Here is a 25,433-nt window from a genome sequence, read left to right as displayed (position 1 = left end):
AAGGCAGGGGCGCATGATAGCGGATGCAGCCTGGCCCGCTTGATCAATTACAGAGGGCCTTAATGGTAGACATCCTAGTATTGAAGGCTTAAGGGTAAACGTCCAAGCTGGCGTCCTTTTATAAGGAGCCCTGCCATGCTAATGGTGATTTCGCCTGCCAAGACCCTCGATTATGAAACGCCTTTGGCCACGTCTCGTCATACCCAGCCGGCCTTGATCGAACACGCTAAGGAATTGATTGCAGCGCTACAAGCGCTGTCACCCGCTCAGCTAAGCCAGTTGATGGGTATTTCAGACGCATTGGCCGCCCTCAATGTGGCCCGCTTCGGCAGTTGGGTCACGCCTTTTACGCCTGATAACGCCCGGCCTGCCATTCTGGCCTTCAAAGGCGACGTCTACACCGGCCTCCAGGCCGAAGACTTTTCCGAAGCAGAGTTCGATTACGCCCAGCAGCACTTGCGCGTGTTGTCTGGCCTGTATGGCGTACTGCGCCCCTTGGACCTGATGCAACCCTATCGCCTGGAAATGGGCACGGCCTTTAAAAACGCACGAGGGAAGGACCTTTATGCCTTCTGGGGGAACCTTGTAAGCGAGGGGTTGAACACGGCATTGAAAGCACAAGGGAGCGACATTGTGCTCAACCTGGCTTCCAAAGAATACTTTTCTGCCGTAAAGCGCTCAGCGCTTGAAGCACGTGTGGTGGGGTGCGAGTTTCGGGACTTGAAGAATGGGGAGTACAAAATAATCAGTTTCCATGCCAAGAAAGCTCGAGGGCTAATGGCACGTTTCGTGATCAAGCATCAGGTCGACACCCTGGATGGCCTGATGGGTTTTTCCGAAGCGGGCTACTACTACGACAAGAGCCGTTCTACCTCCGAAAACCTTGTATTCCTTCGAGAACCCTAGAGTGTGATCTTCGTCACATGGCGGTTGGCCACCCAAATAAGAATGTTTATCACAGAAAAGGCCGTGCAACCTGCAGTTTGACAACTAACAGGCGCCAATAATTAGTCGGTTTCGGTGCTTCAAAAGATGGGTGGCGCTTGGCCACTGCAGAAAGCCTCAAAAAAGCCAAAATTTTTTGTAATGCTGGCGCATTGAGTGTTTATCCTATTAAGCTATTGATAATAAAGAGATTTAGGGTTGAAATATGGCTCTTTGATATCGCTTTTTGTAGGAAAATTCTTGTCGAATTCTGGCTGAACGGTGATGTCACTGAGGAACTTACAGGGGGGTCTGTAGCTCATACGACGCGTACAGAATCTTTCCCGTGTGAGAGAAAGCGTACAAAGCAGGAGATTCAGGCGCCTGAGCGTAGTGATCCAGGCGTATGACTAGATGGCAACTGCCCTGGCAGCCCTAAGGTTATCTCAGGAGAGAACGCACTATTTATTACCCTCAGCACAAGGCCAGTACCCGAGTTTGCGCTGCAAGCTCATGCATGCGGCTTAATGCTTGATTCGCAAGGCACAACAATACCCCGCGAAGGCAAGTAGCGAAAACAAGTGAGCCGTTTTGTCATAAAGGCTGGCTACATTCCAGGGCGAACCTGAAAAAAGGGTTCATCAATGCCCTTGTTGAGTGCACATATTTCTGGGGCACTCGGACTTATATGCCTGCATTCGCTGGTGCGACAGTTGCAATGGTACGTTCCGTTGCCCTGCACCCGGGTGCCCGAATACTGCTGGATAATTAACCCCCAGTCTGGCTCCTGAGTGAGCCGACGTGATAAACACATGAGGTGAAGCGATGCGTATCAGCATCTTTGGTTTGGGCTATGTTGGCGCGGTATGTGCGGGTTGCTTGACAGCTCGTGGTCATGATGTTGTAGGTGTTGACGTTTCGCAGGTCAAAATCGACCTGATCAACGCTGGCAAATCGCCAATCGTCGAACCTGGCCTGGAAGAGCTGCTGTCAAAAGCTGTGAGCCAAGGCAAGCTGAGCGGCACCACCGATTTCGCCCAGGCTGTACGGGACACCACCGTTTCCATGCTCTGCGTACCTACGCCTAGCAAGAAGAACGGCGACCTGGAACTGAACTACATCGAAGCCGTATGCAAAAGCATCGGTGAAGTGCTGAAGGACAAGACCGAGCGCCACACCGTTGTCGTGCGCAGCACCGTCCTGCCAGGCACCGTGAAAAACGTTGTCATTCCGACCCTGGAAAAATACTCCGGCAAGAAGGCAGGTACTGATTTCGGCGTTGCAGTGAACCCTGAGTTCCTGCGCGAAAGCACCGCTATCAAAGACTACGATCACCCACCAATGACCGTCATCGGTGAGTTCGACAAGGCCTCCGGCGACGTGCTGGAAAGCCTGTACAGCGAGCTGGATGCTGAAATCATCCGCAAGCCGGTCGAAGTGGCTGAGATGATCAAGTACACCTGCAACGTATGGCACGCTGCTAAAGTCACCTTCGCTAACGAAATTGGCAACATTGCCAAGGCCGCTGGTGTAGATGGCCGTGAAGTGATGGAAGTGGTCTGCAAGGACAAGGTGCTGAACGTATCGTCCTACTACATGCGCCCAGGTTTCGCCTTCGGCGGTTCCTGCCTGCCCAAGGACGTTCGTGCCCTGACCTACCGTGCCAGCGCCATGGACGTGAAAACCCCTCTGCTCAACTCGCTGATGGTCAGCAACGAGCAGCAGGTGCAGAACGCCTATGAAGTGATCAATGGCTACGGCAAGCGCAAGATTGCCCTGCTGGGCCTGAGCTTCAAGTCCGGCACCGACGACCTGCGTGAAAGCCCGCTGGTAGAGCTGGCCGAGCGTCTGATCGGTAAAGGCTTCGAGCTGAGCATCTTCGACAAGAACGTTGAGCACGCTCGTATCCTGGGCGCCAACAAGGAATACATCGAGTCCAAGATTCCTCACGTGTCCTCGCTGCTGAAGTCGGATTTCGACGCAGTAATCAACGAGGCCGACGTGCTGATCCTGGGTAACGGTGACAAAGCCTTCGGCGAGTTGCTGCAGAACCCGCCAGCTGGCAAGCAAGTCTTCGACCTGGTCGGCTTCTTGAAGAAAGAAGAGACCGATTCGAACACAAGCTACGAAGGTATCTGCTGGTAACAGCCGTAACCGCAGGCGGCCTTGCGCCGCCTGCGGCTCTTTACGCCTGCCTTAACACTTTCGAACGCCGTTGCAGGCGGTCGATGAAGAGACGGATGCGGATATGTCAAGGCTAAAGCACGGCCTGCTACAGGCTGCTGGATGGCTGTTTTACTTGTGTCTGCTGATGGGCCTGGCGCTTGCGCTCCCCCCATCGCTGTTCAATTCAGACTCCAAGGATTTCATTTTCCTGATTGGTGCCGTCGGTATCTGGCGCTACTCAATGGGTGCAACGCACTTCGTGCGCGGCATGCTGTTCCTTTATGTGGTCTATCCCCTGCTGCGCCGCAAGGTTCGCAAGCTGGGTACAGACTCAGACCCGTCACACGTGTTCCTGATGGTCACCAGCTTCCGTATCGACGCCAGCACCACGGCCGCCGTCTACCAGTCGGTGATCCGCGAAGCGATCGAGAGTGGCTACCCCACCACGATCGTGTGCTCGCTGGTGGAAATGTCTGACGAAATGCTGATGAAGTCCCTGTGGGCCAAGATGAACCCGCCTGAGCGGGTGAACCTGGACTTCGTACGTATTGCTGGTACCGGCAAGCGTGACGGCCTGGCTTATGGCTTCCGTGCCATTTCCCGCCATATGCCCGATGAACATGCCGTTGTGGCTGTGATTGACGGCGACACCGTGCTCAACGAGGGCGTGGTGCGCAAAACCGTGCCTTGGTTCGCCTTGTGGCCGAACGTGGGTGGCCTGACCACCAACGAATTCTGCGAAGTGCGCGGCGGTTACATCATGAGCGAATGGCACAAGCTGCGGTTTGCCCAGCGCCATATCAACATGTGTTCGATGGCCCTGAGCAAGCGCGTGCTGACCATGACCGGGCGGATGTCCGTATTCCGCGCTTCGGTGGTCACAGACCCGATGTTCATTGCTGACGTGGAAGCCGACTCCCTCAAGCACTGGCGCCTGGGGACCTTCCGGTTCCTGACCGGTGACGACAAGTCGAGCTGGTTCAGCTTGATGCGCCTGGGCTACGACACCTTCTATGTGCCGGATGCAACCATCAACACGGTTGAACACCCGCCAGAGAAGAGCTTTGTCAAAGCCAGCCGCAAACTGATGTACCGCTGGTACGGCAACAACCTGCGTCAGAACTCCCGCGCCCTTGGCCTGGGTATTCGTCGGTTGGGGCTGTTCACCATGGTCGTATTGTTCGACCAGCGCGTGTCCATGTGGACGTCGCTGCTGGGCTTGACCGCCGCGCTGATCGCGACGTTCAAGTACAGCGTCACGTTCCTGCTGGCCTACCTGCTGTGGATCGGTATCACCCGCTTGATCCTCACCATCCTGCTGTCACTCAGCGGGCACTCGGTGGGCCCGGCGTACCCGATCATTCTGTATTACAACCAGATCGTTGGCGCACTCATGAAGATCTACGTCTTCTTCCGCCTCGATCGGCAATCCTGGACTCGCCAACCGACGTCGACCAAACGCGACACGGCGAGCTTTCAACAGTGGTTCAACACCTGGTCGTCTCGGACCATGACCTTTGCGGCGGGGAGCATCTTTGTTGCGTTCCTGTTCACGATCGTCTGACCAGCCCTCAATGGATGAAGTAGGAAAAAAATCGCCATGAATACAGCCGTAAACCCCAATGTGGTCCATGAGTCCGAAGCCCAGCGCCAGCATGCACGGGTCCGCCTGCCTGCAAAAATCCGTTTCATCGGGCCAAACCGTGAAACCCAGGAAGCCAAAGTAGACGAGCTGTCTGCCGGTGGTTTCTCGTTCATCCCCAAAAAGCCTGTGGTAGAAGGCGAGATCTATCGCGGCCGCCTGATGTTCGTGATCGACAACCTGGGCCTGGGCATGGACGTAGAGTTCCAGGCGCGCTCCGTTGAAGGCGATGGCCGCGTAGGCGCCCAGTTCCAGAACCTGGAACAGGCCGACATTTCCACCCTGCGCCACCTGATCACCTCTCACCTGAGCGGCGAGTTAGTCACCATGGGTGATGTACTGGGCACGCTGCAGCGTGACAACTTCACCAAGGCTCGCAAGCGCAAGGGCGCCAGCAGCGACATGAGCTTCTTCGGTCGCCTGCGCGCTATCACCTTCAGCCTGGGGATCTTCCTGATCGGCCTGGTAGCGTTCGGCTACATCTTCAAGTCGGTGTACAACCTGTACTTCGTGACCCATGCCGAATCCGGCATCGTGACCGCGCCCGGCATGAACATCACCATGCCGCGCGACGGTACGGTATCCAGCCTGGTTGGCGCCAACGGCATCGCGCCTAAAGGTTCGCCACTGGCTACCTTCAGCACCAGCATGCTGGACGTGCTCAAGGGCCACCTGGAAGAGCAGGACCTGACCCCGCAGAAAGTCACTGAGCTGTTCGGCAAGCAAATGACCGGCACTCTGACGTCGCCATGCGACTGCGTTGTAGCTCAGCAACTGGTTGCCAACGGCCAGTACGCTAGCAAAGGTGACGTGATCTTCAACCTGGTCGCGCGTAACACCACCGCCAACATTGAAGCCCGTTACACCTACCGCCAGATCGACGACGTTCGCCCAGGCAGCAAGGTTGACTTCCGTGTTGCAGGTGACGACCAGGTTCGTTCGGGCCAGATCGTGGACGCTACCGCACTGAAAGTGGACGACCTGTCTACCGACATGCGCGTGACCATCAAGCCTGACCAGCCACTGGACATCAAGTTCGCTGGCCGCCCAGTAGACGTTTCGAGCACCCGCGGCCCTTCGCTGGACTGGCTGATCGACAAAGCCATGGCCCACGGCTTCTAAGTGAGCGCCAGGAGAATGAGCGTGGCTGACACTTTACGACACTTGCACCGGCCTGCCGTGTTGGGCCTGGCCATTGCCCTGGGCCTGGCAGGCTGTGCCGGCCTGCCGGACCAGCGCCTGGCCAACGAAGCCTTGAAGAACGGTGACGTGGCCCTGGCGCAGCAGAACTATCAGCAACTGGCAGACCTGGGCTATACCGATGCCCAGGTTGGCCTGGCTGATATCTGGGTGGAAAGCGGTGACCCTGCACAGCTGGCCAAGGCCGAGGCGACCTACCGGGCCGCTGCGGCCACGTCGCCGCGCGCCGCTGCTCGCCTGGGCAAGCTGCTGGCCGCCAAGCCAAACAGCACGGAAGCTGAACGCCACGAAGCTGAAGGCCTGCTCAAGCAGTCCTTCGCTAGCGGGGAGGGCGGTACGCTGATGTCTCTGGCGCTGCTGTACATTCAGTATCCGCAGAGCTTCCCCAACGTCAACGCACAGGACAAGATCAACCAGTGGAAAGCCGCCGGCTACCCTGAGGCGGGCCTGGCCCAGATCATCCTGTACCGCGTAAAGAACACCTATGACCAGAACCTGGCCGAGGTTGAACGCATCTGCAAGGCTGCCCTGGATACCAGCGACCTTTGCTACGTTGAACTGGCGACGGTCTACCAGAAGCAGAACCGTACCGAAGACCAGGCGGCATTGATCAAGCGCCTGCAGGGCGCCTTTGCAGCAGGCCGTGTCATTCCTGCCCGTGTGGACGCTGTTGCTCGGATCATTGCCAACCCGGAACTGGGAACGCCTGACCCGAAAACCGCCCAGGCGTTGCTGGAAAGTGCCGCTGATACCTACCCTGGCGCTTACATCAGCCTGGCTCAGTTGCAATACGATTACCCCGACCTGGGCGACGTGGACCAACTGCTGGGCTACATCGACAAAGGCCATGACGCTGACCCAAGCCGTGCCGAGCTGCTGCTGGGCAAGATCTATTACGAAGGCAAAGTGGTACTGCCAGACGCTGCCAAGGCCGAAGTGCACCTGAAAAAGGCCATTCCGGACCAAGTCAGCGCCTACTACTATCTGGGCCAGATCTACCGCCGTGGCTACCTGGGCATGGTTGAGCCGCAAAAGGCTGTGGACAACCTGCTGACCGCGGCCCGCCGTGGCCAGAACAGCGCGGACTTCGCCCTGGCTCAGCTGTACTTCAACGGCCGTGGCACCAAGCCCAACCCCGTCAATGCCTACGTGTTCAGCCAGCTGGCCAAGGCACAAGCCCTGACCACACCGCAGCCTCGCCCGGAAGTGCTGGACCTGGCCAAGACCATCGAAGAACAACTACCACCGCCACTGTTGGCCCAGGCTCAGCAGCTGCTGCATCAGGAAACTGCCTCTCGTGTCGTAGCGCCCGTTCCAAGCGCGCCTGTGACAGACGTACTTGGCAATGATGATGCGCCACAAGCCCCCGTCGGCGAGGATGAAGACCTATGATTCTGAATAAATGGATGCTGGCCGGTGTGGGCCTTGGCTTTGCCACCCTGTGGTCTTGCCCGACCCTGGCGGCCCTGACCGCTACCAACAACTTTGGTATCGAAGTCAAGGCTACGGGCCAGTCCGAAGACGACCGCGACCTGGGCACGCGCTCTGGTGGCGACGTGGCCGGTGTGGGTATCGACCTGCGCCCGTGGGCCTACGGTGAGTGGGGCAACTGGAGCGCCTACATCATGGGCCAGGCGGTGGCGGCGACTGACACCATCCAGACTGACCCGTTGATCCAGCCCGACGACGACGTTCAAGGCAGTGGCAACAGCCGTTACTACAGCAAAGACCGTGAAGCGGATGACAGCTACCTGGCCTTGCGCGAATTCTGGGTCGGTTACAGCCGCCTGCTTACGCCGTACCCTGGCGAACTGGCCAAGTTCGGCCGTCAGCGCCTGCGCCAGGACGATGGCCAGTGGCACGATGCTTACATCGAGTCCCTGACCTGGAACCTGGATACCACGCTGCTCAAGGCCGATGTGGGTGTGGGCCAGCGCTTCAGCGACTACCGCACCGACTATTCGCGCCTGTCGCCCAACGACAAAGACCGCACGCACGTATGGGGCGATGTGTCCTATCAGTGGGCACCCAGCCAATGGGCCGGCCTGCGTGTGCACCACGTGCATGACGACGGTGACCTGGCTAACGCCGGTGAAGAAATCGACGACCTGGACAAGACCAGCAACGGCAACCTGACCTGGGTTGGCCTGGAAGCGACCAGCGATGCCTACAACCATCGCAATACCAACCAGATCAACTACTGGGCCAGCGTGACCGGCCTTACCGGGAACCGCGACAAATTCAACCGTACCACCTCCGGTGGCGTGATCACGGCCGGTGATACGTTCGGTGAAGACGTCAGCGGCTGGGCCACCGACCTGGGCCTGCGCCTGCGCCTGGACCCTCAGTGGCAAGTGGGTGGTGCCTATGCACGCGCCAGCAAGAACTACGAGCAGAACGGCCTGCAGAGCAACCGCTCCAGCTGGACCGGTACCCGTTCGCGTATCAGCCGTTTTGGTGAAGCCTTCCAGGCTGAACTCGCCAACGTGCAGACCGCCTCGGTATTTGCGTCCTGGGAAATGCAGGACAGCTACGACGCCAGCCTGATCTATCACCGCTTCTGGCGCGTGGATGGCAGCTCGCCTATCGGCGGCAGCAATATCAACGCCGCTTACGAGTCGACTGACAACGCAGGCGACCTGTCGCTGTCTACCTTGCCGCTTAACGATGGCGAGAAAGACCTGGGTCAGGAAGTGGACCTGGTCGTGACCAAGTATTTCAAGGAAGGCCTGCTGCCTGCCAGCCTGAGCCAAACGTTCGATGAGCCTTCTGCGCTGGTACGCCTGCGCGCTGGCGTGTTCAAGCCCGGCGATGCGTATGCCGGTGGCGTGGACACCTATATGCACCGGGCCATCGTCGACGTTATCTGGCGTTTCTGATGGGTACCGCCAAGGGAGTGCAATGAGATGAATCATTCATACAGCAAGGTGCGTAAGCACGCCTGGCCAGTTGCCGTTCTGGCCGCAGCGCTGCTGGTGGCCGGCGGCTCCGCCCTGGCCGCCACCGTACCTGCGACCCAGGCGGTGGCCAAGCCCGGTACCACCAAGGAACTGCAGGCTGCCAAGACGTACAGCGTGGCCAGCGCACCGATCGAACCGTTGAACCTGGCGCCGCCCAAGCTGCCAGACCTGAGCGGCTATACGGCTGCTGCCGCACATGCCAAGGTTGACCGTGCCGTGAAAGGCAAGGTCAGCATCCGCCGCATGATGCAGGAGCTTCCTCTGAAGGCCTTCATCGGCGGCGACAACAAGATGATGGCGTGGGTAGGCAAGCAGCGCGGTATTCCAGAAGCCATCTTCATTGACGGTGGCTATGTGAATTTCAGCGACCTGAGCAAGACCGTGCCCAAGCAATACCTGCGCGAAACGTCGCCAGGTGTGTGGCTGGCCCGTATCCCGATCGTGGTCGCGCACAAAGGCATCCTGGAAATCGATGGCAAGGTCAAGGACCTGCGCCTGTCCCAGGAAGGCGGTTCGTTTATCGTCAACGATGGCAAGCTGTTCACCTTCGATACCAAGGTGACCGGCTGGAGCGAAACGGCGAACGACCAGGCCTGGTTCAAGACGCCGAACGAGTTCCGTCCGTTCCTGGTGTCCTGGGGCGGCACCGAGACCTACCTCGTCAACACCGAAATGAAGAGTTTCGGTTACAACGAGAGTAAGTCCTACGGTGTGAGTATTTCCCAGTACACCCCAAGCATGAAGGCACAGATGGGCCGCTCCGAGCCTAGCGGCTGGATCATCGGTTCTACCTTCTCGGACATGTGGTACGGCTACTACTGCTATGAAACCCAAGGTTTCGTGGTGAAGAGCAATACCTACCACGACAACATCATTTACGGGATCGACCCGCACGACCGCTCCCATGGTCTGATCATCGCCGATAACACGGTGTACGGGACCAAGAAGAAGCACGGGATCATCGTGTCGCGGGAAGTGAACGACAGCTTCATCATCAACAACCGCAGCTACGACAACCACCTGTCTGGCGTGGTGCTGGACCGTAACAGCGTGGGCAACCTGGTGGCTTACAACGAGATCTACCAGAACCACACCGACGGCATCACCCTGTACGAAAGCGGCGACAACCTGCTGTGGGGCAACAAGCTGGTGGCCAACAAGCGCCACGGGATTCGCGTGCGTAACAGCACCAACATCCGCCTGTACGACAACATGGCCATGGGTAACGGGTTGACGGGTGTCTACGGCCACATCAAGGACCTGAGCGATACCGACCGTGACGTGGCGATGGACCCCTTCGACGCCGAAGTGTCGATGATCGTGGTAGGTGGCGAGCTGACCGGTAACGGCACCAACCCACTGGCGATCGACTCGCCCCTGAGTATCGAGCTGTACAACGTGGCAATGCTGGCGCCTACCAAATCGGGCGGGATCAGCTTCACCGGTATCCTGGGTGACCACCAGGCAGAAATTCTGGACCTGCTGATTCGCCAGAAAAAAGCAGTGTTGATCGACCCGGTCGAGAAACAGACAGACATGGCGCAGGATTAAGGACCATTTCCATGCATTCACATTTGATCAAGCTGCTCAGCCTGTCCGGCCTGGCCACCGCCTTGTTTGCCGCAGGGAGCGCGCAAGCTGCCGACGTGCAGCCGCCGACCTTCACTGCCCAGCCCTGCTGCCAGCTGTGCCCGGCTGCCGCCGATGCCAAGAATTACGTGACCCGCTACCAGCGTAACTTCACTACCCTGGTGCAAGGGGAGGGTGACTGGCTGTTCCGTACCGTGGAAGACCTGCGTACTGAATTCCAGACCTCGCCTGAGGGCTACCGCCGCATGAAAGAACTCCACGACGCCTTCAAGGCCCGTGGGGTGGAAGTGGTGATCGTCTACCAGCCCACCCGTGGCCTGGTTGACCGTGCACACATGTCTCCGGCAGATCGTCAGCGCTTCGATTACGACAAGGCGCTGAAGAACTACAAGGACATGGTTGGCCGCTTCCAGGCCATGGGTTACCACGTACCGGACCTGTCACCGTTGACCAACGAGCAACAGGCCCATGACTTCTACTTCCGCGGTGACCAGCACTGGACGCCCTACGGGGCAGAGCGTACCGCCAAGATCGTGGCCCAGACCATCAAGAAGGTCCCAGGTTACTCGGGCATTCCCAAGAAAGAGTTCGAAACCAAGATCATTGGGCGCATGGGCAAGACCGGTACCTTGCAGAACATGGCTGGCCAGCTGTGCGGCACCAGCTACGCGATCCAGTACATGGACCAGTTCGGCACCGAGCCCAAGGGTGAAGCCGCCGATGGCGACCTGTTCGGTGACACGGCAAGCCCGGATGTCACCCTGGTGGGCACCAGCCACAGCGGCAAGAACTACAACTTTGCCGGCTTCCTTCAACAGTACGCCAACACTGACGTGCTGAACGTGGCCTTCCCGGGCGGCGGCTTCGAAGGTTCGATGCTGCAGTACCTGGGCAGTGAAGAATTCCAGAAAAAGCCACCCAAGATTCTGGTATGGGAATTCTCACCGCTGTATCCGTTGGACCAGGAAACCATCTACCGCCAGATGATGGCGCTGATGGGCAATGGCTGTGAAGGCAAGGTTGCCGAACTGAGCGGTAGCGGCGTGGTCAAGCCAAACCAGGCTACCGAACTGTTGGTCAATGGCCGCAACGGTATCAAGGACCTGGAGAACTGGAATCATCAGGTTGACATCAAGTTCGCCGACCCTTCAGTGAAGGATTTCAAGGCGACCCTCTGGTACATGGATGGCCGCCACGAGGATATCAAGATCGAGAAGCCGACCACTTCCGATACAGACGGGCGCTTCGCATTCGAACTGCGTGACGATGCCGACTGGCCTAAGCGCAACCTGCTGGCTGTGGAAGTTCACGGGCCGGAAGATGCCACGGCCGCGCCGCAGAAAGTCGAGGCGAAGATCTGCAAACGCAACGTGTTCCCCGGTGTTGCTGCACGAAACGCACAGGCCGGGCTCTGAGGGCTGAATGCTTATGTTGACTTCTCGTCTTACGCCCAAAGCCGCGCGCCGCTTCTTCGCGCCGGCACTCTTGGGACTCGCCATGTTCGGCTCCGTGGCACATGCCGCGGGGCTGGTTCCTCCTCAGGGATATTACGACGGTATCGAGAAGCCAGGGAAAGGCGGGAGTTTCGATTGCCCCGCACCACCAACGCCTTACACCGGCTCGCTGCAGTTCCGCAGCAAGTACGAAGGCTCGGATAAGGCCCGTGCGACCTTCAACGCGGCGTCGGACCAAGCCTTCCGGGACTCCACCAAGGACATCACTACCCTTGAACGTGGTGTAAGCAAGCAAGTCATGCAGTTCATGCGCGACGGCAAGCCGGCCGAGCTGGACTGCACCCTGAACTGGTTAGGCGCCTGGGCAGACGCCAATGCGTTGATGTCCAAAGACTTCAACCACACGGGCAAGTCCATGCGTAAGTGGGCCTTGGGCAGCATTTCCTCTTCCTACCTGCGGTTGAAGTTCTCCGAATCTCACCCTTTGCAGGGGCATGAAGCACAAACCCAGAAGATCGAAGCCTGGTTCAGCCGTATGGCCGACCAAGTCGTGAGCGACTGGAGCAACCTGCCGCTGGAGAAGATCAACAACCATTCGTACTGGGCGGCTTGGTCGGTGATGGCCACGTCCGTGGTGACCAACCGCCGTGACCTGTTCGACTGGTCGGTCAAGGAGTTCAAGGTCGCGGCCAACCAGGTTGACGATCAGGGCTTCCTGCCTAACGAGCTCAAGCGCAACCAGCGCGCACTGGCCTACCACAACTATGCCTTGCCGCCGCTGGCCATGATTGCCACGTTCGCCCAAGCCAACGGTGTGGACCTGCGCCCGGAAAACAATGGCGCGCTCAAGCGCCTGGGGGACCGGGTACTGGAAGGTAGCAAGGAGCCAGAAGAGTTCGAGCAGCGAAACGGCGACAAGCAGGACATGACTGACCTGAAGATCGACAGCAAGTACGCCTGGCTTGAACCCTACTGCACGCTCTACAACTGCTCCCCAGACACCGTGGCGCGCAAGCGTGAGATGGAGCCTTTCAAGACCTTCCGCCTAGGCGGCGACTTGACCCGTACCTTCGACCCTCAACATGAAAAGGGTGAGAAGGGCGGCAGAGGCAACAACAAGGCCGACGACCAGGCCGATGACAAGGATGACGAATAACACCCCGGTGTGTTGCCGGTGGGGTTAAGGCAATAACCGATACGCGCCTGTTTCGCCGTCTGGCGCGTGTCGTGCTTCCCCTCGCCCGAGGTGGGGGGGTATGGGGGGGCCATTTCCGGCTCCCGGTGTAGGAAAACCAAGGAGAGATCGGGATGGTTTTTTCATCCAACGTGTTCCTGTTCCTGTTCATGCCGATCTTTTTCGGTTTGTACTATCTGAGCGGAACCCGCTATCGAAACTTGCTGCTGCTGGTAGCGAGCTATGTGTTCTACGCCTGGTGGCGTGTTGACTTCCTCGCGTTGTTTGCAGCCGTGACACTGTGGAACTACTTCATCGGCCTTCGGATCGGTGCCAACGGTGTGCGAACCAAGGCATCCCAAAAATGGCTGTTATTAGGCGTAGCGGTAGACCTGGTGGTACTGGGCTATTTCAAGTACGCCAACTTCGGCGTGGACAGCCTCAACCAGATCATCACCTCGTTCGGGCTTGAGCCGTTCATCCTCACGCATATCATTCTGCCGATCGGTATCTCCTTCTATACTTTCGAGTCCATCAGCTACATCATCGACGTGTACCGTGGCGATACCCCGGCCACACGCAACCTGATCGATTTCGCCGCCTTCGTTGCGATTTTCCCCCACTTGATCGCCGGCCCCGTGCTGCGCTTCAAGGACCTGGTTGACCAGTTCAATCACCGCACCCACACCCTGGACAAATTCTCCGAGGGTGCGACCCGTTTCATGCAGGGGTTCATCAAGAAGGTCTTCATCGCCGATACCATTGCGGTGGTGGCCGACCATTCCTTTGCACTGACAGACCCCACTACAGGCGATGCCTGGCTGGGGGCGCTGGCCTACACGGCGCAACTGTATTTCGATTTCTCCGGCTACAGCGACATGGCCATCGGCCTTGGCCTGATGATGGGCTTCCGCTTCATGGAGAACTTCAAGCAGCCGTACATCAGCCAGTCCATCACCGAGTTCTGGCGTCGCTGGCACATCAGCCTCTCCACTTGGCTGCGTGACTACCTCTACATCACCTTGGGCGGCAACCGTGGCGGCACCTTCGCCACCTACCGCAACCTGTTCCTGACCATGCTGCTGGGCGGCCTATGGCACGGTGCAAACTTCACCTACATCATCTGGGGTATGTGGCACGGCCTGTGGCTGGCCATCGAACGTGCCTTGGGCATCGATGCTGCGCCACGTCGGTTCAACCCGATCAAGTGGATCTTCACCTTCCTGTTGGTGGTGCTGGGCTGGGTCATCTTCCGTGCTGAAAACGTGCACGTGGCCATGCGCATGTACCACGCCATGTTCAGCTTCGGTGAGTGGAGCCTGTCTGAGCTTAATGCCGCCAGCCTGACGGGCCTGCAGGTCGCGACCCTGGTTGTAGCCTATGTGGCCATGGCGTTCTTCGGCCTGCGCGATTTCTACAAGCAGCCGATCAATGCCCGTGCCCAGAAAGCCGCCGCCCAGCAAGGCACCGAAGCCAATGGCCCAGCCACTGCGCAGCCCGGCCAGATCAAGGCCGTGCCAGGCGACCAACCGGCCATCGTGCAGGCCCATGCGGCCGGTCATCAGGTTCAGCCCGCCTACTGGGTGGCTGACTGGCCGCGCTACATCATGCGCGCGATGATTCTGTTGCTGTTCATTGCTTCGATCCTGAAGCTGTCGGCGCAGAGCTTCTCGCCTTTCCTTTACTTCCAGTTCTGAGGGTGCCGACCATGACCCGTTCATTACGCATTCTCTACGTGGCCCTGTTCTTCGGCATTCTGGTGCTGATGGGGCTGTGGTCATTGGTGTCGTTCGGCTCGTTCGAACGCACCGCGCAAATGACCTTCTTCAACGGCAGGCTCACCAAGGCTGTTGAAACCCACTACGACGAAGAGTTTCCCATCAAACGCCTGGGGACCAACCTGTGGGCTGCAGTGGACTACAAGCTCTTCAACGAAGGGCGGCCAGGGGTTGTGCTGGGCAAGGACCAGTGGCTGTTTACCGATGAAGAGTTCAAGCCCGTGGCCAACGGGGACCAGATCGAAAAGGAAAACTTCGACCTGATCCGTGGCGTACGGGACCGCCTGGCGCAGCACAACGTGAAGCTGGTGATGGCGATCATTCCGGCCAAGGCTCGGCTTTACCCCGAGCATTTTGGCGATATGAAGCCTGCCACCATGCACCGTGACCTGTACGAGCAATTCCATGCACAGGCCAAGCAGGCAGGCATCTTTGCCCCAGACCTGATGGGCCCGATGCAACAGGCCAAACAGCAGGGGCAAGTGTTCTTGCGTACGGATACACATTGGACGCCATTGGGCGCGGAAGTTGTTGCACGTAATATTGGCGCCGCCATTTCGGCACATACGCCAATTAATGGCACACCTACTCAATATGTAACCGAAGCGGAAGAAGCCAAGCCTTATAAGGGTGACCTCACTTCCTTCCTGCCACTGGATCCGTTGTTCAATAATTTGCTTCCGCAGCCAGATAGTTTGCAACAAAAGACAACTCACGCTGTCGAAGGCGCTGTGGAGAATGATGATGCTCTCTTCAGCGACGCAGAAATCCCGGTTGGCCTGGTAGGCACCAGCTACAGCGCCAACCCGCACTGGAACTTCCTGGGCGCGCTGCGCGAGTCGTTGCACAGCGATGTCGTGAACTATGCCGAGGAAGGCCATGGTCCGATTCTGCCGATGCTTAAATACTTGCAGAGCGACGGTTTCAAAAACAGTCCGCCGCAAGTTCTGGTTTGGGAGTTCCCCGAACGCTACTTGCCAATGAAGAATGATCTCAGTGGCTTTGACCCAGCTTGGGTTGCAGAACTGAAGAAAAGCCAAGACAGCAATCAGAATCTGGCCGTGGGCCAGAATAACTGAAACCAATTTGATAAACGGCAGTAGTTTTATATCTGCCGAGAGGAACGCACATGACCGCACATACTTTGAAGACTGCCCTGCGTACTTCCCGTATTGCCAAGGCATGCGCCCTGGCTGTGGGGTTTGGCCTGCTGTCCACCCAAGCCTTCGCTGCCGGTGACGCCGCACTGTATGGCCCGACCGCGCCGAAAGGGTCTGCGTTCGTTCGTGTCTACAACGCCAGCGGCCAGCAAGTGAGCTCCACCATTGGCAACAACAAGCCTGCTGACGTTCCGGCTGGCAAAGGCACTGCCTTTGAATTCATGCCCGGTGGCCAGTACACCGCCAAGCTGGGCAGCGAATCCCTGCCGGTGAACGTGGCTGGTGATCACTACTACACCATCGTGAAGACGGCCTCGGGCACGTCCAAACTGGTGGAAGAGGGTGCCTTCACCAACAAGCAAAAAGCGCTGGTACGCGTACAGAACCTGAGCGACAAGCCGCTGGCCCTGAAAACCGCCGACGGCAAGGAAGTGATCCCTGCTGTTGCGCCTAATGGCCACGGCGAGCGTGAGATCAACCCGGTCAAGGTTAGCCTGGCCTTGTTCGACGGCGCCAACAAAGTCGCCGACCTCAAGCCTGTCAACCTCGAGCGCGGCAAGGCCACTGTACTGTTCGTTACCGGTCAAGGCACCAGCTTGAACCCAGCCTGGGTCGAGCAAACTGATTCTGCTCGCTAACTGCGAGACTTGCGGTCGCCCCTCGGGGCGACCGGCACGGAACAATAAGTAGACGAAGCGGTAGAACAACACTGTCATCTCATTACTACTACGCAATTCTTGGAGAAACACTATGATTCCGGTGATCTTGTCAGGTGGTAGCGGCTCACGTCTGTGGCCGTTGTCGCGCAAGCAGTTCCCGAAGCAATTCCTGGCGCTGACGGGAGAGCACACCCTCTTCCAGCAAACCCTGGAACGTCTGGTGTTCGAAGGCATGGATAAGCCGTTGGTCGTCTGCAACAAGGACCACAAATTCATTGTCAACGAACAACTGTCCGCTCTGAAGCTGGAAACCCAAGGTATCCTGCTCGAACCCTTCGGCCGTAACACCGCACCTGCCGTTGCCCTGGCGGCAATGAAGCTGGTTAACGAAGGCCGTGACGACCTGATGCTGGTGCTGCCGGCTGACCACGTGATCGAAGACCAGAAAGCGCTTCAGCGCGCCCTGGCCCTGGCTACCGTTGCCGCCGAACGTGGCGAAATGGTGCTGTTCGGTGTGCCGGCTACCCGCCCTGAAACAGGCTATGGCTACATCAAGTCCACCAACGACGCACTGCTGCCGGAAGGCGTAAGCCGCGTGTCGCACTTCGTTGAAAAGCCCGACGAAAAACGCGCTCAGGAATTCGTTGATGTGGGCGGCTACTTCTGGAACAGCGGCATGTTCCTGTTCCGCGCCAGCCGCTTCCTGGAAGAGCTGAAAAAGCACGATCCGGACATCTACGACAACTGCCTGTTGACCCTGGAGCGCAGCCAGCGCGACGGCGACAACATTGAAATCGAAGAAGCCAGCTTCGCGTGCTGCCCAGACAACTCCATTGACTACGCTGTGATGGAAAAAACCCAGCGCGCCTGTGTGGTTCCGCTGACTGCAGGCTGGAGCGACGTAGGTTGCTGGAACTCCCTGTGGGAAGTGCACGCCAAAGACGCTAACGGCAACGTGACCAAAGGCGACGTGGTTATCCAGGACAGCCGCAATTGCATGATCCATGGCAATGGCAAGCTGGTCTCGGTGATCGGCCTGGACAACATCGTTGTGGTTGAAACCCGCGACGCCATGATGATTGCGCACAAGGACAAGGTCCAGGGCGTGAAGAACATGGTAGCGACCCTGAACGACATGGGCCGCAGCGAAACCCAGAACCACTGTGAAGTATACCGCCCATGGGGTTCGTATGACTCCGTGGACCAGGGCGGCCGCTTCCAGGTCAAGCACATCACAGTCAAGCCAGGCGCTTGCCTGTCGCTGCAGATGCACCACCACCGCGCCGAGCACTGGATCGTAGTATCCGGTACCGCTGAGGTTACCTGTGACGACAACGTGTTCCTGCTGACCGAGAACCAGTCGACCTACATCCCGATCGCGTCGGTTCACCGCCTGCGCAACCCAGGCAAGATCGCCCTCGAACTGATCGAAGTGCAATCGGGCAGCTACTTGGGTGAAGACGACATCGAGCGTTTCGAAGACGTCTACGGCCGCTCCAACGCGACCATCGCTGGCGTTTCGGTAAAGTCGATCACGCAGTAAGCGGCAAGCGTTAAGCGTCACGCTTCAAGAAGAGGCCTTCCGCCAAGCCCCCCGGCTTGCCGGAGGGCCTTTTGCGTTATGGGTTACAGAGCATTGTAGGAGCGGGCCCAGCCCGCGAACAGGCTTAACTCGATGCCACTTAGGCTACACTGCACACCTGTTTTGAAAGGAACCCCCCATGCTCACCCATCTGGATTCCCAAGGCCGCGCCAACATGGTTGATGTCACGGCCAAGGCAGTCACCGCGCGCGAAGCGCTGGCCGAAGCACGTGTACGTATGTTGCCCACTACGCTCCAAATGATCGTCGATGGCGCTCATCCCAAAGGCGATGTGTTCGCAGTGGCCCGTATCGCCGGTATTCAAGCTGCCAAGAAAACCAGCGACCTGATCCCGTTATGCCACCCCCTGATGCTCACCAGTGTGAAGGTTGAGCTAAGCGGGGAGGGCACCGATACCGTGCTGATCCGGGCGCGCTGCAAGCTGGCGGGGCAGACGGGTGTCGAGATGGAAGCGCTCACGGCTGCCAGCGTGGCCGCCCTGACTATTTACGACATGTGCAAAGCGGTGGACAAGGGCATGGTGATCGAGGTTGTACGCCTGCTGGAAAAAAAGGGCGGCAAGAGTGGCGATTTCGAGGCGCAGGCCCTATGACGTTCAAGGTGCTCTACTTTGCGCGTTTTCGAGAAGCCATGGGGCGCGATACCGAACAGGTAGAGGGCAGCTTCGCTACCCTGGAAGCCCTGCGTGCCTTTCTGGTGGCCCAGGGTGGGCATGAGGTATTGGCTGAGCCTAACCTGATGTGCGCCCGCAACGAAGAACTGTGCGGCCTTGATGAGCCTTTGGCAGACGGCGACGAGGTGGCGTTCTTTCCTACCGTGACAGGAGGCTGACATGGCCATTCACGTGCAGCCTACGCCCTTCGATCCTGGCGTGGCGCTGAATAATGTTCACCAGCAGCAGTTGGGCATTGGCGCGGTCGTCAGCTTTACGGGGTATGTACGGGATTTCAACGATGGCCTGGGCGTAGCAAGGCTGTTTCTTGAGCACTACCCCGGCATGACAGAAAAGGCCTTGGAGAAGATCGTGAAGGACGCCGAAGGGCGTTGGCCGCTGCTGGGGGTCGAGGTGATTCACCGGGTGGGCGATCTGCCGCCCGGTGAGCCTATCGTGTTTGTCGCCTGTGCCAGCGCCCACCGCCAGGCCGCGTTTGCAGCCTGTGAGTTCATCATGGATTACCTGAAGACCAAGGCCCCCTTCTGGAAGAGAGAAGCGACGCCGGAAGGCCCGCGGTGGGTAGAGGGCCGAGCGACAGATCAGTACGCGGCCGATCGCTGGTAACACGTGCCGACGCTTGTTCGCCCGCTGCGCAGGCTCCCACACAGTCTATACCCCTGTGGGAGGTTGCGGGCTTGTGGGAGCTGGCGCCAGCCGGCGAAAAGGTTAGTGCGGCCCGCCACGCGTTCGCCTGCTTCGCAGGCTCCCACACAGTCTATACCCCTGTGGGAGGTTGCGGCCTTGTGGGAGCTGGCATCAGCCAGCGAAAAGGTTGGTGCGGCCGACCATGTGTTCACCCGCTGCGCAGGCTCCCACACAGGCTAAGCCCCTGTGTGAGGTTGCGGCCCTGTGGGAGCTGGCGCCAGCCGGCGAAAAGGTTGGTGCGGCCGACCATGTGTTCGCCCGCTGTGCGGGCTTCCACACAAGCTAAGCCCCTGTGTGAGGTTGCGGCCTTGTGGGAGCTGGCGCCAGCCGGCGAAAAGGTTGGTGCGGCCCGCCATGCGTTCGCCCGCTTCGCAGGCTCCCATACAGGCTATGTCCTTGTAGGAGGTTGCGGGCTTGTGGGAGCTGGCGCCAGCCGGCGAAAAGGTTAGTGCGGCCCGCCATGCGTTCGTCCGCTGTGCGGGCTCTCACACAAGCTATGCCCCTGTGGGAGGTTGCGGCCTTGTGGGAGCTGGCGCCAGCCGGCGAAAAGGTTAATGCGGCCCGCCACGCGTTCGCCTGCTTCGCAGGCTCCCACACAGTCTATACCCCTGTGGGAGGTTGCGGCCTTGTGAGAGCTGGCGCCAGCCGGCGAAAAGGTTAATGCGGCCCGCCACGCGTTCGCCCGCTGCGCAGGCTCCCACATAGGCTAAGCCCCTGTGGGAGGTTGCGGCCTTGTGGGAGCTGGCGCCAGCCGGCGAAAAGGTTGGTGCGGCCGACCATGCGTTCGCGCGCTTTGCGGCGCCTACAGCGCGTTGCCCTTGCGGGGCACTGGCTTGAGCAGGGTTTCCGGCGGCATTTCGCAGCTGATCTTGCGGCCTAGCAGGGTTTCGATCCCAGGCAGCTGATAAGAGTCGTCCTCACCGGCAAAGCTGATGGAAATGCCACTGGTGCCCGCCCGCCCGGTACGGCCGATCCGGTGCACGTAGTCTTCCGGGTCCTCAGGCAGCGTGAAGTTGATCACGTGGCTGATCCCTTCGATATGAATGCCTCGGCCTGCCACGTCGGTGGCCACCATCACTTTTACCTGCCCAGCTCGGAAGGCTTCCAGGGTCTTGATGCGCTTGTGCTGCGGAACGTCCCCTGACAGCTGGGCGGCACTGATTCCATCGCGCACCAGGCGCTCCTCGATACGGCGTACTTCGTCCTTGCGGTTGGCAAATACCATCACGCGGTCCCAGCCTTCGCTGGTGACCAGGTTGTACAACAGCTTGTACTTGTCGCTGCCGGCGACGGCATACACATGTTGCTCCACGGTATCACTGGCCACCTGTTCGGGTTCGATCTCGACGATGGCGGGGTCCGTGGTCCACTGGCGCGCCAGGTTCATCACGTCTTCGGTAAAGGTGGCCGAGAACAGCAGCGTCTGACGTTCGCTTTTGGGCGGGGTTTGGCGAATGATCTGGCGCACCTGGGGGATGAAGCCCATGTCCAGCATACGGTCCGCCTCGTCCAGCACCATCACCTCAACCATGTCTAGGTGCACGTCGCCCCGCTGGTTGAAGTCCAGCAGGCGCCCCGGCGTGGCGACGAGAATGTCGCAGTAACGGGATTCCAGCTGCTTGAGCTGTTTGTCGAAGTCCATGCCGCCTACGAACGTCATGACATTCAAAGGGCAGTGCGCCGTCAGCTCGGCCGCATCTTTGGCGATCTGTACTACCAGCTCACGTGTGGGGGCGATGATCAGCGCACGGGGCTCGCCCATGTAGCGCTCTGCCGGTGGCGGCGTCTGCAATAACTGGCTGATGGTGGAAATCAGGAATGCAGCGGTCTTGCCTGTTCCTGTCTGGGCACGGCCAATGGCATCGCGGCCTTTGAGGGTAAAGCCTAGTACTTGCGCCTGGATGGGTGTGCAATAAGGGAAGCCCAGGTCCTGGATGGCGTGCATCAGTTCTGGCCGCAAAGCGAAATCGTGGAAGCGGGTTTTTCCTTCCTGAGGCGGCACCTGGAAATCTTCAAGCGTCCATGGTGCTGCTGGCACAGGCACTGGCTTGGGTTTGCGCTCACGCCGTGGCCGTTCCGCGTTCACGGTTGTGGCCGGCGGGGGCGCAGCAACGGGGGTGGCTGCTTCAGCCGGTTGGGCCGGCGCCGGGCGCGATGGGCGCGCCGGTGAAGGTGGAACAGGTGCGGCGGCGAGCGGCTCAGCCTCGCTTTTGCCGAACATTTTCTTAAGTGCTTTGAGCACGGTGTTCTCTTCGTCGTTTGTAAGGATCGGTTCGCTTGGCAGTGTAATGCAAGAATCGGGCGCGGCGTAGTGCCGCGCTTGGCCTGCGTTAGGCAAGGCGCTCCATGAGCCAGGCGGCAATGTCCTTTATTTCCTCCTCTACCACCGCATGCTCCATGGGATAGTCTTTCCAGGTGGCTGCTACACCCGCGTCCTTGAGCTGGTCGTGGGCGGCGCGGCCCATGGGAGGGATCACTACCCCATCGCGGGTGCCGTGCAGGTTCAGTACGGGTATAGCCTGCTGAACGGTGGTCAACGGCAGCACATCACCAAAGCTTGGTGCGTAGGTGGACAAGGCCATAACACCGGCCAGTGGGCGTGACTGCTCGATGAACGCCGCATGAAGCACCACGGCCCCACCCTGAGAAAACCCGGCCAGCACAATGCGTTCGTCCCCGATGCCTTGTGCGTTCTGGGCATCCATCAGCCCGTGTACCACGGCGGCTGACGCGTCCAGTTGGCTACGGTCAATAGCACGCGCCGGGCTCATGGCCTTGATGTCATACCAGCTAGGCATCAGGTACCCGCCGTTAATGGTCACGGCTTGGGTAGGCGCCTGGGGCAGGATAAAGCGCGTACTTGGCAGCATGTGCTGCAGCATCTGTGCAACCGGCTGAAAGTCAAAACGGTCTGCGCCTAGCCCGTGCAACCAGATTACACATGCGTCTGCAGGCTGGGTGGGTTCCAGGATCAGAGGGTCGGTCATAAGTGCTCCTTCTTGGTGCGATGAGGTTCGATACGGTGCGTCTATTAGGGGCAGTAGGTGGCAATTTGCTAACAAAACGTCGCGTGGTTGAAAGTTTCTATATTGACGCCCACGGAAACGCTTGAGCGTGGCGGTATGGTACGCGCTTTGCTAAACCTATAGGGCAAATGGAACGCGCCCGTTACCGGTAACACCTGCGGTAGGCGGGGAGGGCCCCGATGTTGAGCCGTAGGCTAGGCAACAGGGGCGTCTGTCGCAGATCAGCGCGTTTGTTTTGATACATGTGCACATGACACCGCTCGACCCAAAACGAAGCCGGCACTGGTCGAGGTCGCCTCACAAAGGTGCAGGTAACACACGCTCGACACAACAAGAGCCCATTGGAGGTTTGAATGATGAAGTTGAAATCCACCCTGGCAGTACTGACAACCGCCGCACTGTTCGGTGCGGCAGGGTTTGCTCAGGCAGGGGCTACCCTGGACGGCGTGAAGAAGAAAGGCTTCGTGCAGTGCGGTGTGAGCGACGGCCTTCCAGGTTTCTCCGTGCCAGACAGCAAGGGCGTGATCAAGGGTATCGATGCGGACGTTTGCCGCGCTGTGGCAGCGGCGGTATTCGGCGACGCTACCAAGGTCAAGTTCAGCCAGTTGAACGCCAAGGAGCGCTTCACTGCGCTGCAATCCGGCGAAATCGACGTTTTGTCGCGCAACACCACCTGGACCAGTTCCCGTGACGCGGGCATGGGCATGATCTTCGCGGGCGTGACCTATTACGATGGCGTTGGCTTCCTGGTGAACAACAAGCTCGGTGTGAAAAGTGCCAAGGAACTGGATGGCGCGACCATCTGCATCCAGGCCGGTACCACCACTGAACTGAACGTGTCCGACTACTTCCGCGCCAATGGCCTGAAGTACACCCCGATCACGTTCGACACCTCTGACGAATCGGCCAAGTCCCTGGAAAGCGGCCGTTGCGACGTACTGACCTCGGACAAGTCGCAGCTTTACGCACAACGCTCCAAGCTGGCCTCCAAGGCTGACTTCATCGTGCTGCCTGAAACCATTTCCAAGGAACCCCTGGGCCCTGTGGTTCGCAAGGGTGACGACGAATGGCTGAACGTGGTCAAGTGGAGCCTGTTCGCAATGCTCAACGCCGAAGAAGCCGGCGTTACTTCGGCTAACGTCGAAGAGCAGGCCAAATCCACTAAGAACCCGGACGTAGCTCGCCTGCTGGGCGCTGACGGCGAGTACGGCAAAGACTTGGGCCTGCCCAAGGATTGGGTCGTGCAGATCGTCAAGCAAGTGGGTAACTACGGTGAAGTGTTCGAGAAGAACCTGGGCAAAGGCTCGCTGGAGATCGACCGTGGCATGAATGCCCTGTGGACCCACGGCGGCATCATGTACGCACCACCGGTACGTTGATCCCCCTTGCGCCAGCCGTGAAAGCCGCTGGCGCAGCAGGAGCAAGGCAGGACACCAGGGCAGGCGCAGTGCGCGATTCATTCGCACCGGTGCCTGCTTTGGCATTTCCAGGACGCTTCGATCAACCCGAACGGCTGTATCCTCCGTTTTATTCCGGGGCATTTCATGCAAAAAAACATCGGCGCACCCAGTGCTAAATCCGGGCGGTTTTCCCTGACCGACCCGCGTGTACGCGCGTGGGTATTCCAGATCATCACCATCGTGGCAGTGGTTTCGCTCGGCTGGTTCCTTTTCGACAATACCCAGACCAACCTGCAGCACCGTGGCATTACTTCAGGGTTTGGCTTCCTGGAGCGCAGTGCAGGCTTCGGTATTGCACAGCACTTGATCCCCTACACCGAGTCCGATTCCTACGCCCGTGTGTTCCTTATAGGCCTGCTCAATACCTTGCTGGTGACCTTCATCGGTATCGTATTGGCCACGCTGCTGGGGTTCATCGTGGGTGTAGCCAGGCTGTCCAACAACTGGATGATCAACAAGCTGGCCACGGTTTATATCGAGATTTTCCGGAACATTCCGCCGTTGCTGCAGATCCTGTTCTGGTACTTCGCCGTATTCCTGACGTTGCCCGGCCCCCGTGGCAGCATCAACATTGCCGACCGTTTCTTTATCAGCAACCGCGGCCTGAACATGCCAGGCGCCAATATTGCCGAAGGTTTCTGGCCATTCGTGGTCAGCGTGGTCATTGCATTGGTTGCGGTATGGGCCATGGTGCGGTGGGCCAACCGCCGGTTTGAAGCCACGGGCGTGCCTTTCCATAAATTCTGGACAGGCCTTGCGCTGCTGGTCGTCATTCCAGCGCTCTGTGCTTTGGTGTTCGGCTCACCCGTTCACTGGGAAGTGCCTGCCCTGCGCGGCTTCAACTTCGTGGGTGGCTGGGTGATGATTCCCGAGCTGCTGGCGCTCACGCTGGCGTTGACGGTGTACACCGCTGCCTTTATCGCTGAGATCGTGCGTTCGGGTATCAAATCGGTCAGCCATGGCCAGACCGAGGCTGCCCGCTCACTGGGGTTGCGCAACGGGCCTACCCTGCGCAAGGTGATAATCCCCCAGGCGCTGCGGGTGATCATTCCGCCCCTGACCAGCCAGTTCCTGAACCTGGCCAAGAACTCCTCCCTTGCCGCGGGTATCGGCTACCCGGAAATGGTCTCGTTGTTTGCCGGTACTGTGCTCAACCAGACCGGTCAGGCCATCGAGGTCATCGCCATCACCATGAGCGTGTACCTGGCGATCAGCATCAGCATCTCGCTGCTGATGAACTGGTACAACAAGCGCATCGCGCTGATCGAGCGATAGGA

Annotated in this window: 21 protein-coding genes; 19 read left to right on the top strand and 2 right to left on the bottom strand. The window is 59.0% G+C overall.

Translation table 11 applies throughout. The features are described from left to right. The first annotated feature begins 135 nt into the window (after positions 1-135). The 17 genes from yaaA to moaE all read left to right on the top strand — a co-directional run bounded on the left by yaaA (position 136) and on the right by moaE (position 19,589). A complete protein-coding gene (gene yaaA / locus HBH25_RS05945) occupies positions 136-906 on the top strand; it encodes a peroxide stress protein YaaA (protein ID WP_168082487.1) in 771 nt (256 codons plus the stop codon). A gap of 137 nt (positions 907-1,043) precedes the next feature. Then, positions 1,044-1,334 carry a hypothetical protein gene (locus HBH25_RS05940; protein WP_168082485.1) on the top strand — a complete coding sequence of 97 codons (291 nt, stop codon included), beginning with the start codon at positions 1,044-1,046 and terminating at the stop codon, positions 1,332-1,334. Between the two features lie 415 nt (positions 1,335-1,749). After that, positions 1,750-3,069: a nucleotide sugar dehydrogenase gene (locus tag HBH25_RS05935; protein ID WP_168082483.1), complete on the top strand. Its 1,320-nt coding sequence runs from the start codon at positions 1,750-1,752 to the stop codon at positions 3,067-3,069. A gap of 103 nt (positions 3,070-3,172) precedes the next feature. Beyond that, positions 3,173-4,654, top strand: a complete 1,482-nt coding sequence (alg8, locus tag HBH25_RS05930; RefSeq protein WP_168082481.1) for a mannuronan synthase — start codon at positions 3,173-3,175, stop codon at positions 4,652-4,654. A 36-nt stretch (positions 4,655-4,690) separates the two neighbouring features. Further along, entirely contained in the window at positions 4,691-5,854 is a 1,164-nt protein-coding gene (locus HBH25_RS05925) for an alginate biosynthesis protein Alg44 (RefSeq protein WP_168082479.1), read from the top strand. Between the two features lie 15 nt (positions 5,855-5,869). After that, entirely contained in the window at positions 5,870-7,324 is a 1,455-nt protein-coding gene (locus tag HBH25_RS05920; RefSeq protein WP_229631820.1) for an alginate biosynthesis protein AlgK, read from the top strand. Further along, complete coding sequence (locus HBH25_RS05915; RefSeq protein WP_168082475.1) at positions 7,321-8,811, top strand: alginate export family protein; 1,491 nt, start codon at positions 7,321-7,323, stop codon at positions 8,809-8,811. The genes HBH25_RS05920 and HBH25_RS05915 overlap by 4 nt, the downstream gene beginning before the upstream one ends. 27 nt (positions 8,812-8,838) lie before the next feature. Beyond that, positions 8,839-10,443, top strand: coding sequence for a mannuronan 5-epimerase AlgG (algG, locus tag HBH25_RS05910; protein WP_168082451.1), 1,605 nt, complete (start codon positions 8,839-8,841; stop codon positions 10,441-10,443). Positions 10,444-10,454: 11 nt separating this feature from the next. Continuing rightward, positions 10,455-11,897 (top strand): alginate O-acetyltransferase, encoded by a 1,443-nt coding sequence (locus HBH25_RS05905; RefSeq protein WP_168082449.1) that lies wholly within the window; start codon positions 10,455-10,457, stop codon positions 11,895-11,897. Between the two features lie 13 nt (positions 11,898-11,910). Further along, on the top strand, positions 11,911-13,092 hold the full coding sequence (locus HBH25_RS05900; RefSeq protein ID WP_168082447.1) for a mannuronate-specific alginate lyase: 1,182 nt from the start codon (positions 11,911-11,913) through the stop codon (positions 13,090-13,092). A 152-nt stretch (positions 13,093-13,244) separates the two neighbouring features. After that, positions 13,245-14,807 (top strand): MBOAT family O-acyltransferase, encoded by a 1,563-nt coding sequence (locus tag HBH25_RS05895; protein ID WP_168082445.1) that lies wholly within the window; start codon positions 13,245-13,247, stop codon positions 14,805-14,807. 11 nt (positions 14,808-14,818) lie between these two features. Beyond that, on the top strand, positions 14,819-15,967 hold the full coding sequence (locus HBH25_RS05890; protein WP_168082443.1) for an alginate O-acetyltransferase: 1,149 nt from the start codon (positions 14,819-14,821) through the stop codon (positions 15,965-15,967). Positions 15,968-16,017: 50 nt separating this feature from the next. Beyond that, on the top strand, positions 16,018-16,686 hold the full coding sequence (locus HBH25_RS05885) for an alginate O-acetyltransferase AlgF (RefSeq protein WP_168082441.1): 669 nt from the start codon (positions 16,018-16,020) through the stop codon (positions 16,684-16,686). Positions 16,687-16,798: 112 nt separating this feature from the next. Beyond that, complete coding sequence (locus tag HBH25_RS05880; protein ID WP_168082439.1) at positions 16,799-18,250, top strand: mannose-1-phosphate guanylyltransferase/mannose-6-phosphate isomerase; 1,452 nt, start codon at positions 16,799-16,801, stop codon at positions 18,248-18,250. Positions 18,251-18,428: 178 nt separating this feature from the next. Then, entirely contained in the window at positions 18,429-18,902 is a 474-nt protein-coding gene (moaC, locus tag HBH25_RS05875; RefSeq protein WP_168082437.1) for a cyclic pyranopterin monophosphate synthase MoaC, read from the top strand. Continuing rightward, positions 18,899-19,141: a MoaD/ThiS family protein gene (locus HBH25_RS05870; RefSeq protein ID WP_168082435.1), complete on the top strand. Its 243-nt coding sequence runs from the start codon at positions 18,899-18,901 to the stop codon at positions 19,139-19,141. The genes moaC and HBH25_RS05870 overlap by 4 nt, the downstream gene beginning before the upstream one ends. Before the next feature lies 1 nt (position 19,142). Beyond that, positions 19,143-19,589 (top strand): molybdopterin synthase catalytic subunit MoaE, encoded by a 447-nt coding sequence (gene moaE / locus HBH25_RS05865; protein ID WP_168082433.1) that lies wholly within the window; start codon positions 19,143-19,145, stop codon positions 19,587-19,589. A gap of 883 nt (positions 19,590-20,472) precedes the next feature. On the opposite strand, the gene rhlB is transcribed toward moaE, so the two are convergent. Beyond that, positions 20,473-21,912, bottom strand: coding sequence for an ATP-dependent RNA helicase RhlB (rhlB, locus tag HBH25_RS05860; protein WP_168082431.1), 1,440 nt, complete (start codon positions 21,910-21,912; stop codon positions 20,473-20,475). A gap of 88 nt (positions 21,913-22,000) precedes the next feature. Continuing rightward, the gene (locus HBH25_RS05855; RefSeq protein ID WP_168082429.1) at positions 22,001-22,657 is read right to left on the bottom strand and encodes an alpha/beta hydrolase; all 657 of its coding nucleotides are present in this window, start codon (positions 22,655-22,657) and stop codon (positions 22,001-22,003) included. A 392-nt stretch (positions 22,658-23,049) separates the two neighbouring features. Here HBH25_RS05855 and HBH25_RS05850 point away from each other — a divergent pair, with 392 nt between their 5' ends. Continuing rightward, on the top strand, positions 23,050-24,075 hold the full coding sequence (locus HBH25_RS05850; protein WP_168082427.1) for an amino acid ABC transporter substrate-binding protein: 1,026 nt from the start codon (positions 23,050-23,052) through the stop codon (positions 24,073-24,075). A 165-nt stretch (positions 24,076-24,240) separates the two neighbouring features. Continuing rightward, positions 24,241-25,431 (top strand): amino acid ABC transporter permease, encoded by a 1,191-nt coding sequence (locus HBH25_RS05845; RefSeq protein WP_168082425.1) that lies wholly within the window; start codon positions 24,241-24,243, stop codon positions 25,429-25,431. Positions 25,432-25,433 lie beyond the last annotated feature (2 nt).

It is taken from the genome of Pseudomonas quercus, assembly GCF_012033695.1.
Lineage (GTDB): Bacteria > Pseudomonadota > Gammaproteobacteria > Pseudomonadales > Pseudomonadaceae > Aquipseudomonas > Aquipseudomonas quercus.
Note: the sequence above shows the minus strand (reverse complement) of the source record. Positions and strands in the feature narration are given on the sequence as shown.

Coding starts and splice junctions, on each gene's coding strand:
- yaaA (WP_168082487.1), top strand. CDS start 136: ATGCTAATGGTGATTTCGCCTGCCAAGACCCTCGATTATGAAACGCCT.
- HBH25_RS05935 (WP_168082483.1), top strand. CDS start 1,750: ATGCGTATCAGCATCTTTGGTTTGGGCTATGTTGGCGCGGTATGTGCG.
- alg8 (WP_168082481.1), top strand. CDS start 3,173: ATGTCAAGGCTAAAGCACGGCCTGCTACAGGCTGCTGGATGGCTGTTT.
- HBH25_RS05925 (WP_168082479.1), top strand. CDS start 4,691: ATGAATACAGCCGTAAACCCCAATGTGGTCCATGAGTCCGAAGCCCAG.
- HBH25_RS05920 (WP_229631820.1), top strand. CDS start 5,870: ATGAGCGTGGCTGACACTTTACGACACTTGCACCGGCCTGCCGTGTTG.
- HBH25_RS05915 (WP_168082475.1), top strand. CDS start 7,321: ATGATTCTGAATAAATGGATGCTGGCCGGTGTGGGCCTTGGCTTTGCC.
- algG (WP_168082451.1), top strand. CDS start 8,839: ATGAATCATTCATACAGCAAGGTGCGTAAGCACGCCTGGCCAGTTGCC.
- HBH25_RS05905 (WP_168082449.1), top strand. CDS start 10,455: ATGCATTCACATTTGATCAAGCTGCTCAGCCTGTCCGGCCTGGCCACC.
- HBH25_RS05900 (WP_168082447.1), top strand. CDS start 11,911: ATGTTGACTTCTCGTCTTACGCCCAAAGCCGCGCGCCGCTTCTTCGCG.
- HBH25_RS05895 (WP_168082445.1), top strand. CDS start 13,245: ATGGTTTTTTCATCCAACGTGTTCCTGTTCCTGTTCATGCCGATCTTT.
- HBH25_RS05890 (WP_168082443.1), top strand. CDS start 14,819: ATGACCCGTTCATTACGCATTCTCTACGTGGCCCTGTTCTTCGGCATT.
- HBH25_RS05885 (WP_168082441.1), top strand. CDS start 16,018: ATGACCGCACATACTTTGAAGACTGCCCTGCGTACTTCCCGTATTGCC.
- HBH25_RS05880 (WP_168082439.1), top strand. CDS start 16,799: ATGATTCCGGTGATCTTGTCAGGTGGTAGCGGCTCACGTCTGTGGCCG.
- moaC (WP_168082437.1), top strand. CDS start 18,429: ATGCTCACCCATCTGGATTCCCAAGGCCGCGCCAACATGGTTGATGTC.
- HBH25_RS05870 (WP_168082435.1), top strand. CDS start 18,899: ATGACGTTCAAGGTGCTCTACTTTGCGCGTTTTCGAGAAGCCATGGGG.
- moaE (WP_168082433.1), top strand. CDS start 19,143: ATGGCCATTCACGTGCAGCCTACGCCCTTCGATCCTGGCGTGGCGCTG.
- HBH25_RS05855 (WP_168082429.1), bottom strand. CDS start 22,657: ATGACCGACCCTCTGATCCTGGAACCCACCCAGCCTGCAGACGCATGT.
- HBH25_RS05850 (WP_168082427.1), top strand. CDS start 23,050: ATGATGAAGTTGAAATCCACCCTGGCAGTACTGACAACCGCCGCACTG.
- HBH25_RS05845 (WP_168082425.1), top strand. CDS start 24,241: ATGCAAAAAAACATCGGCGCACCCAGTGCTAAATCCGGGCGGTTTTCC.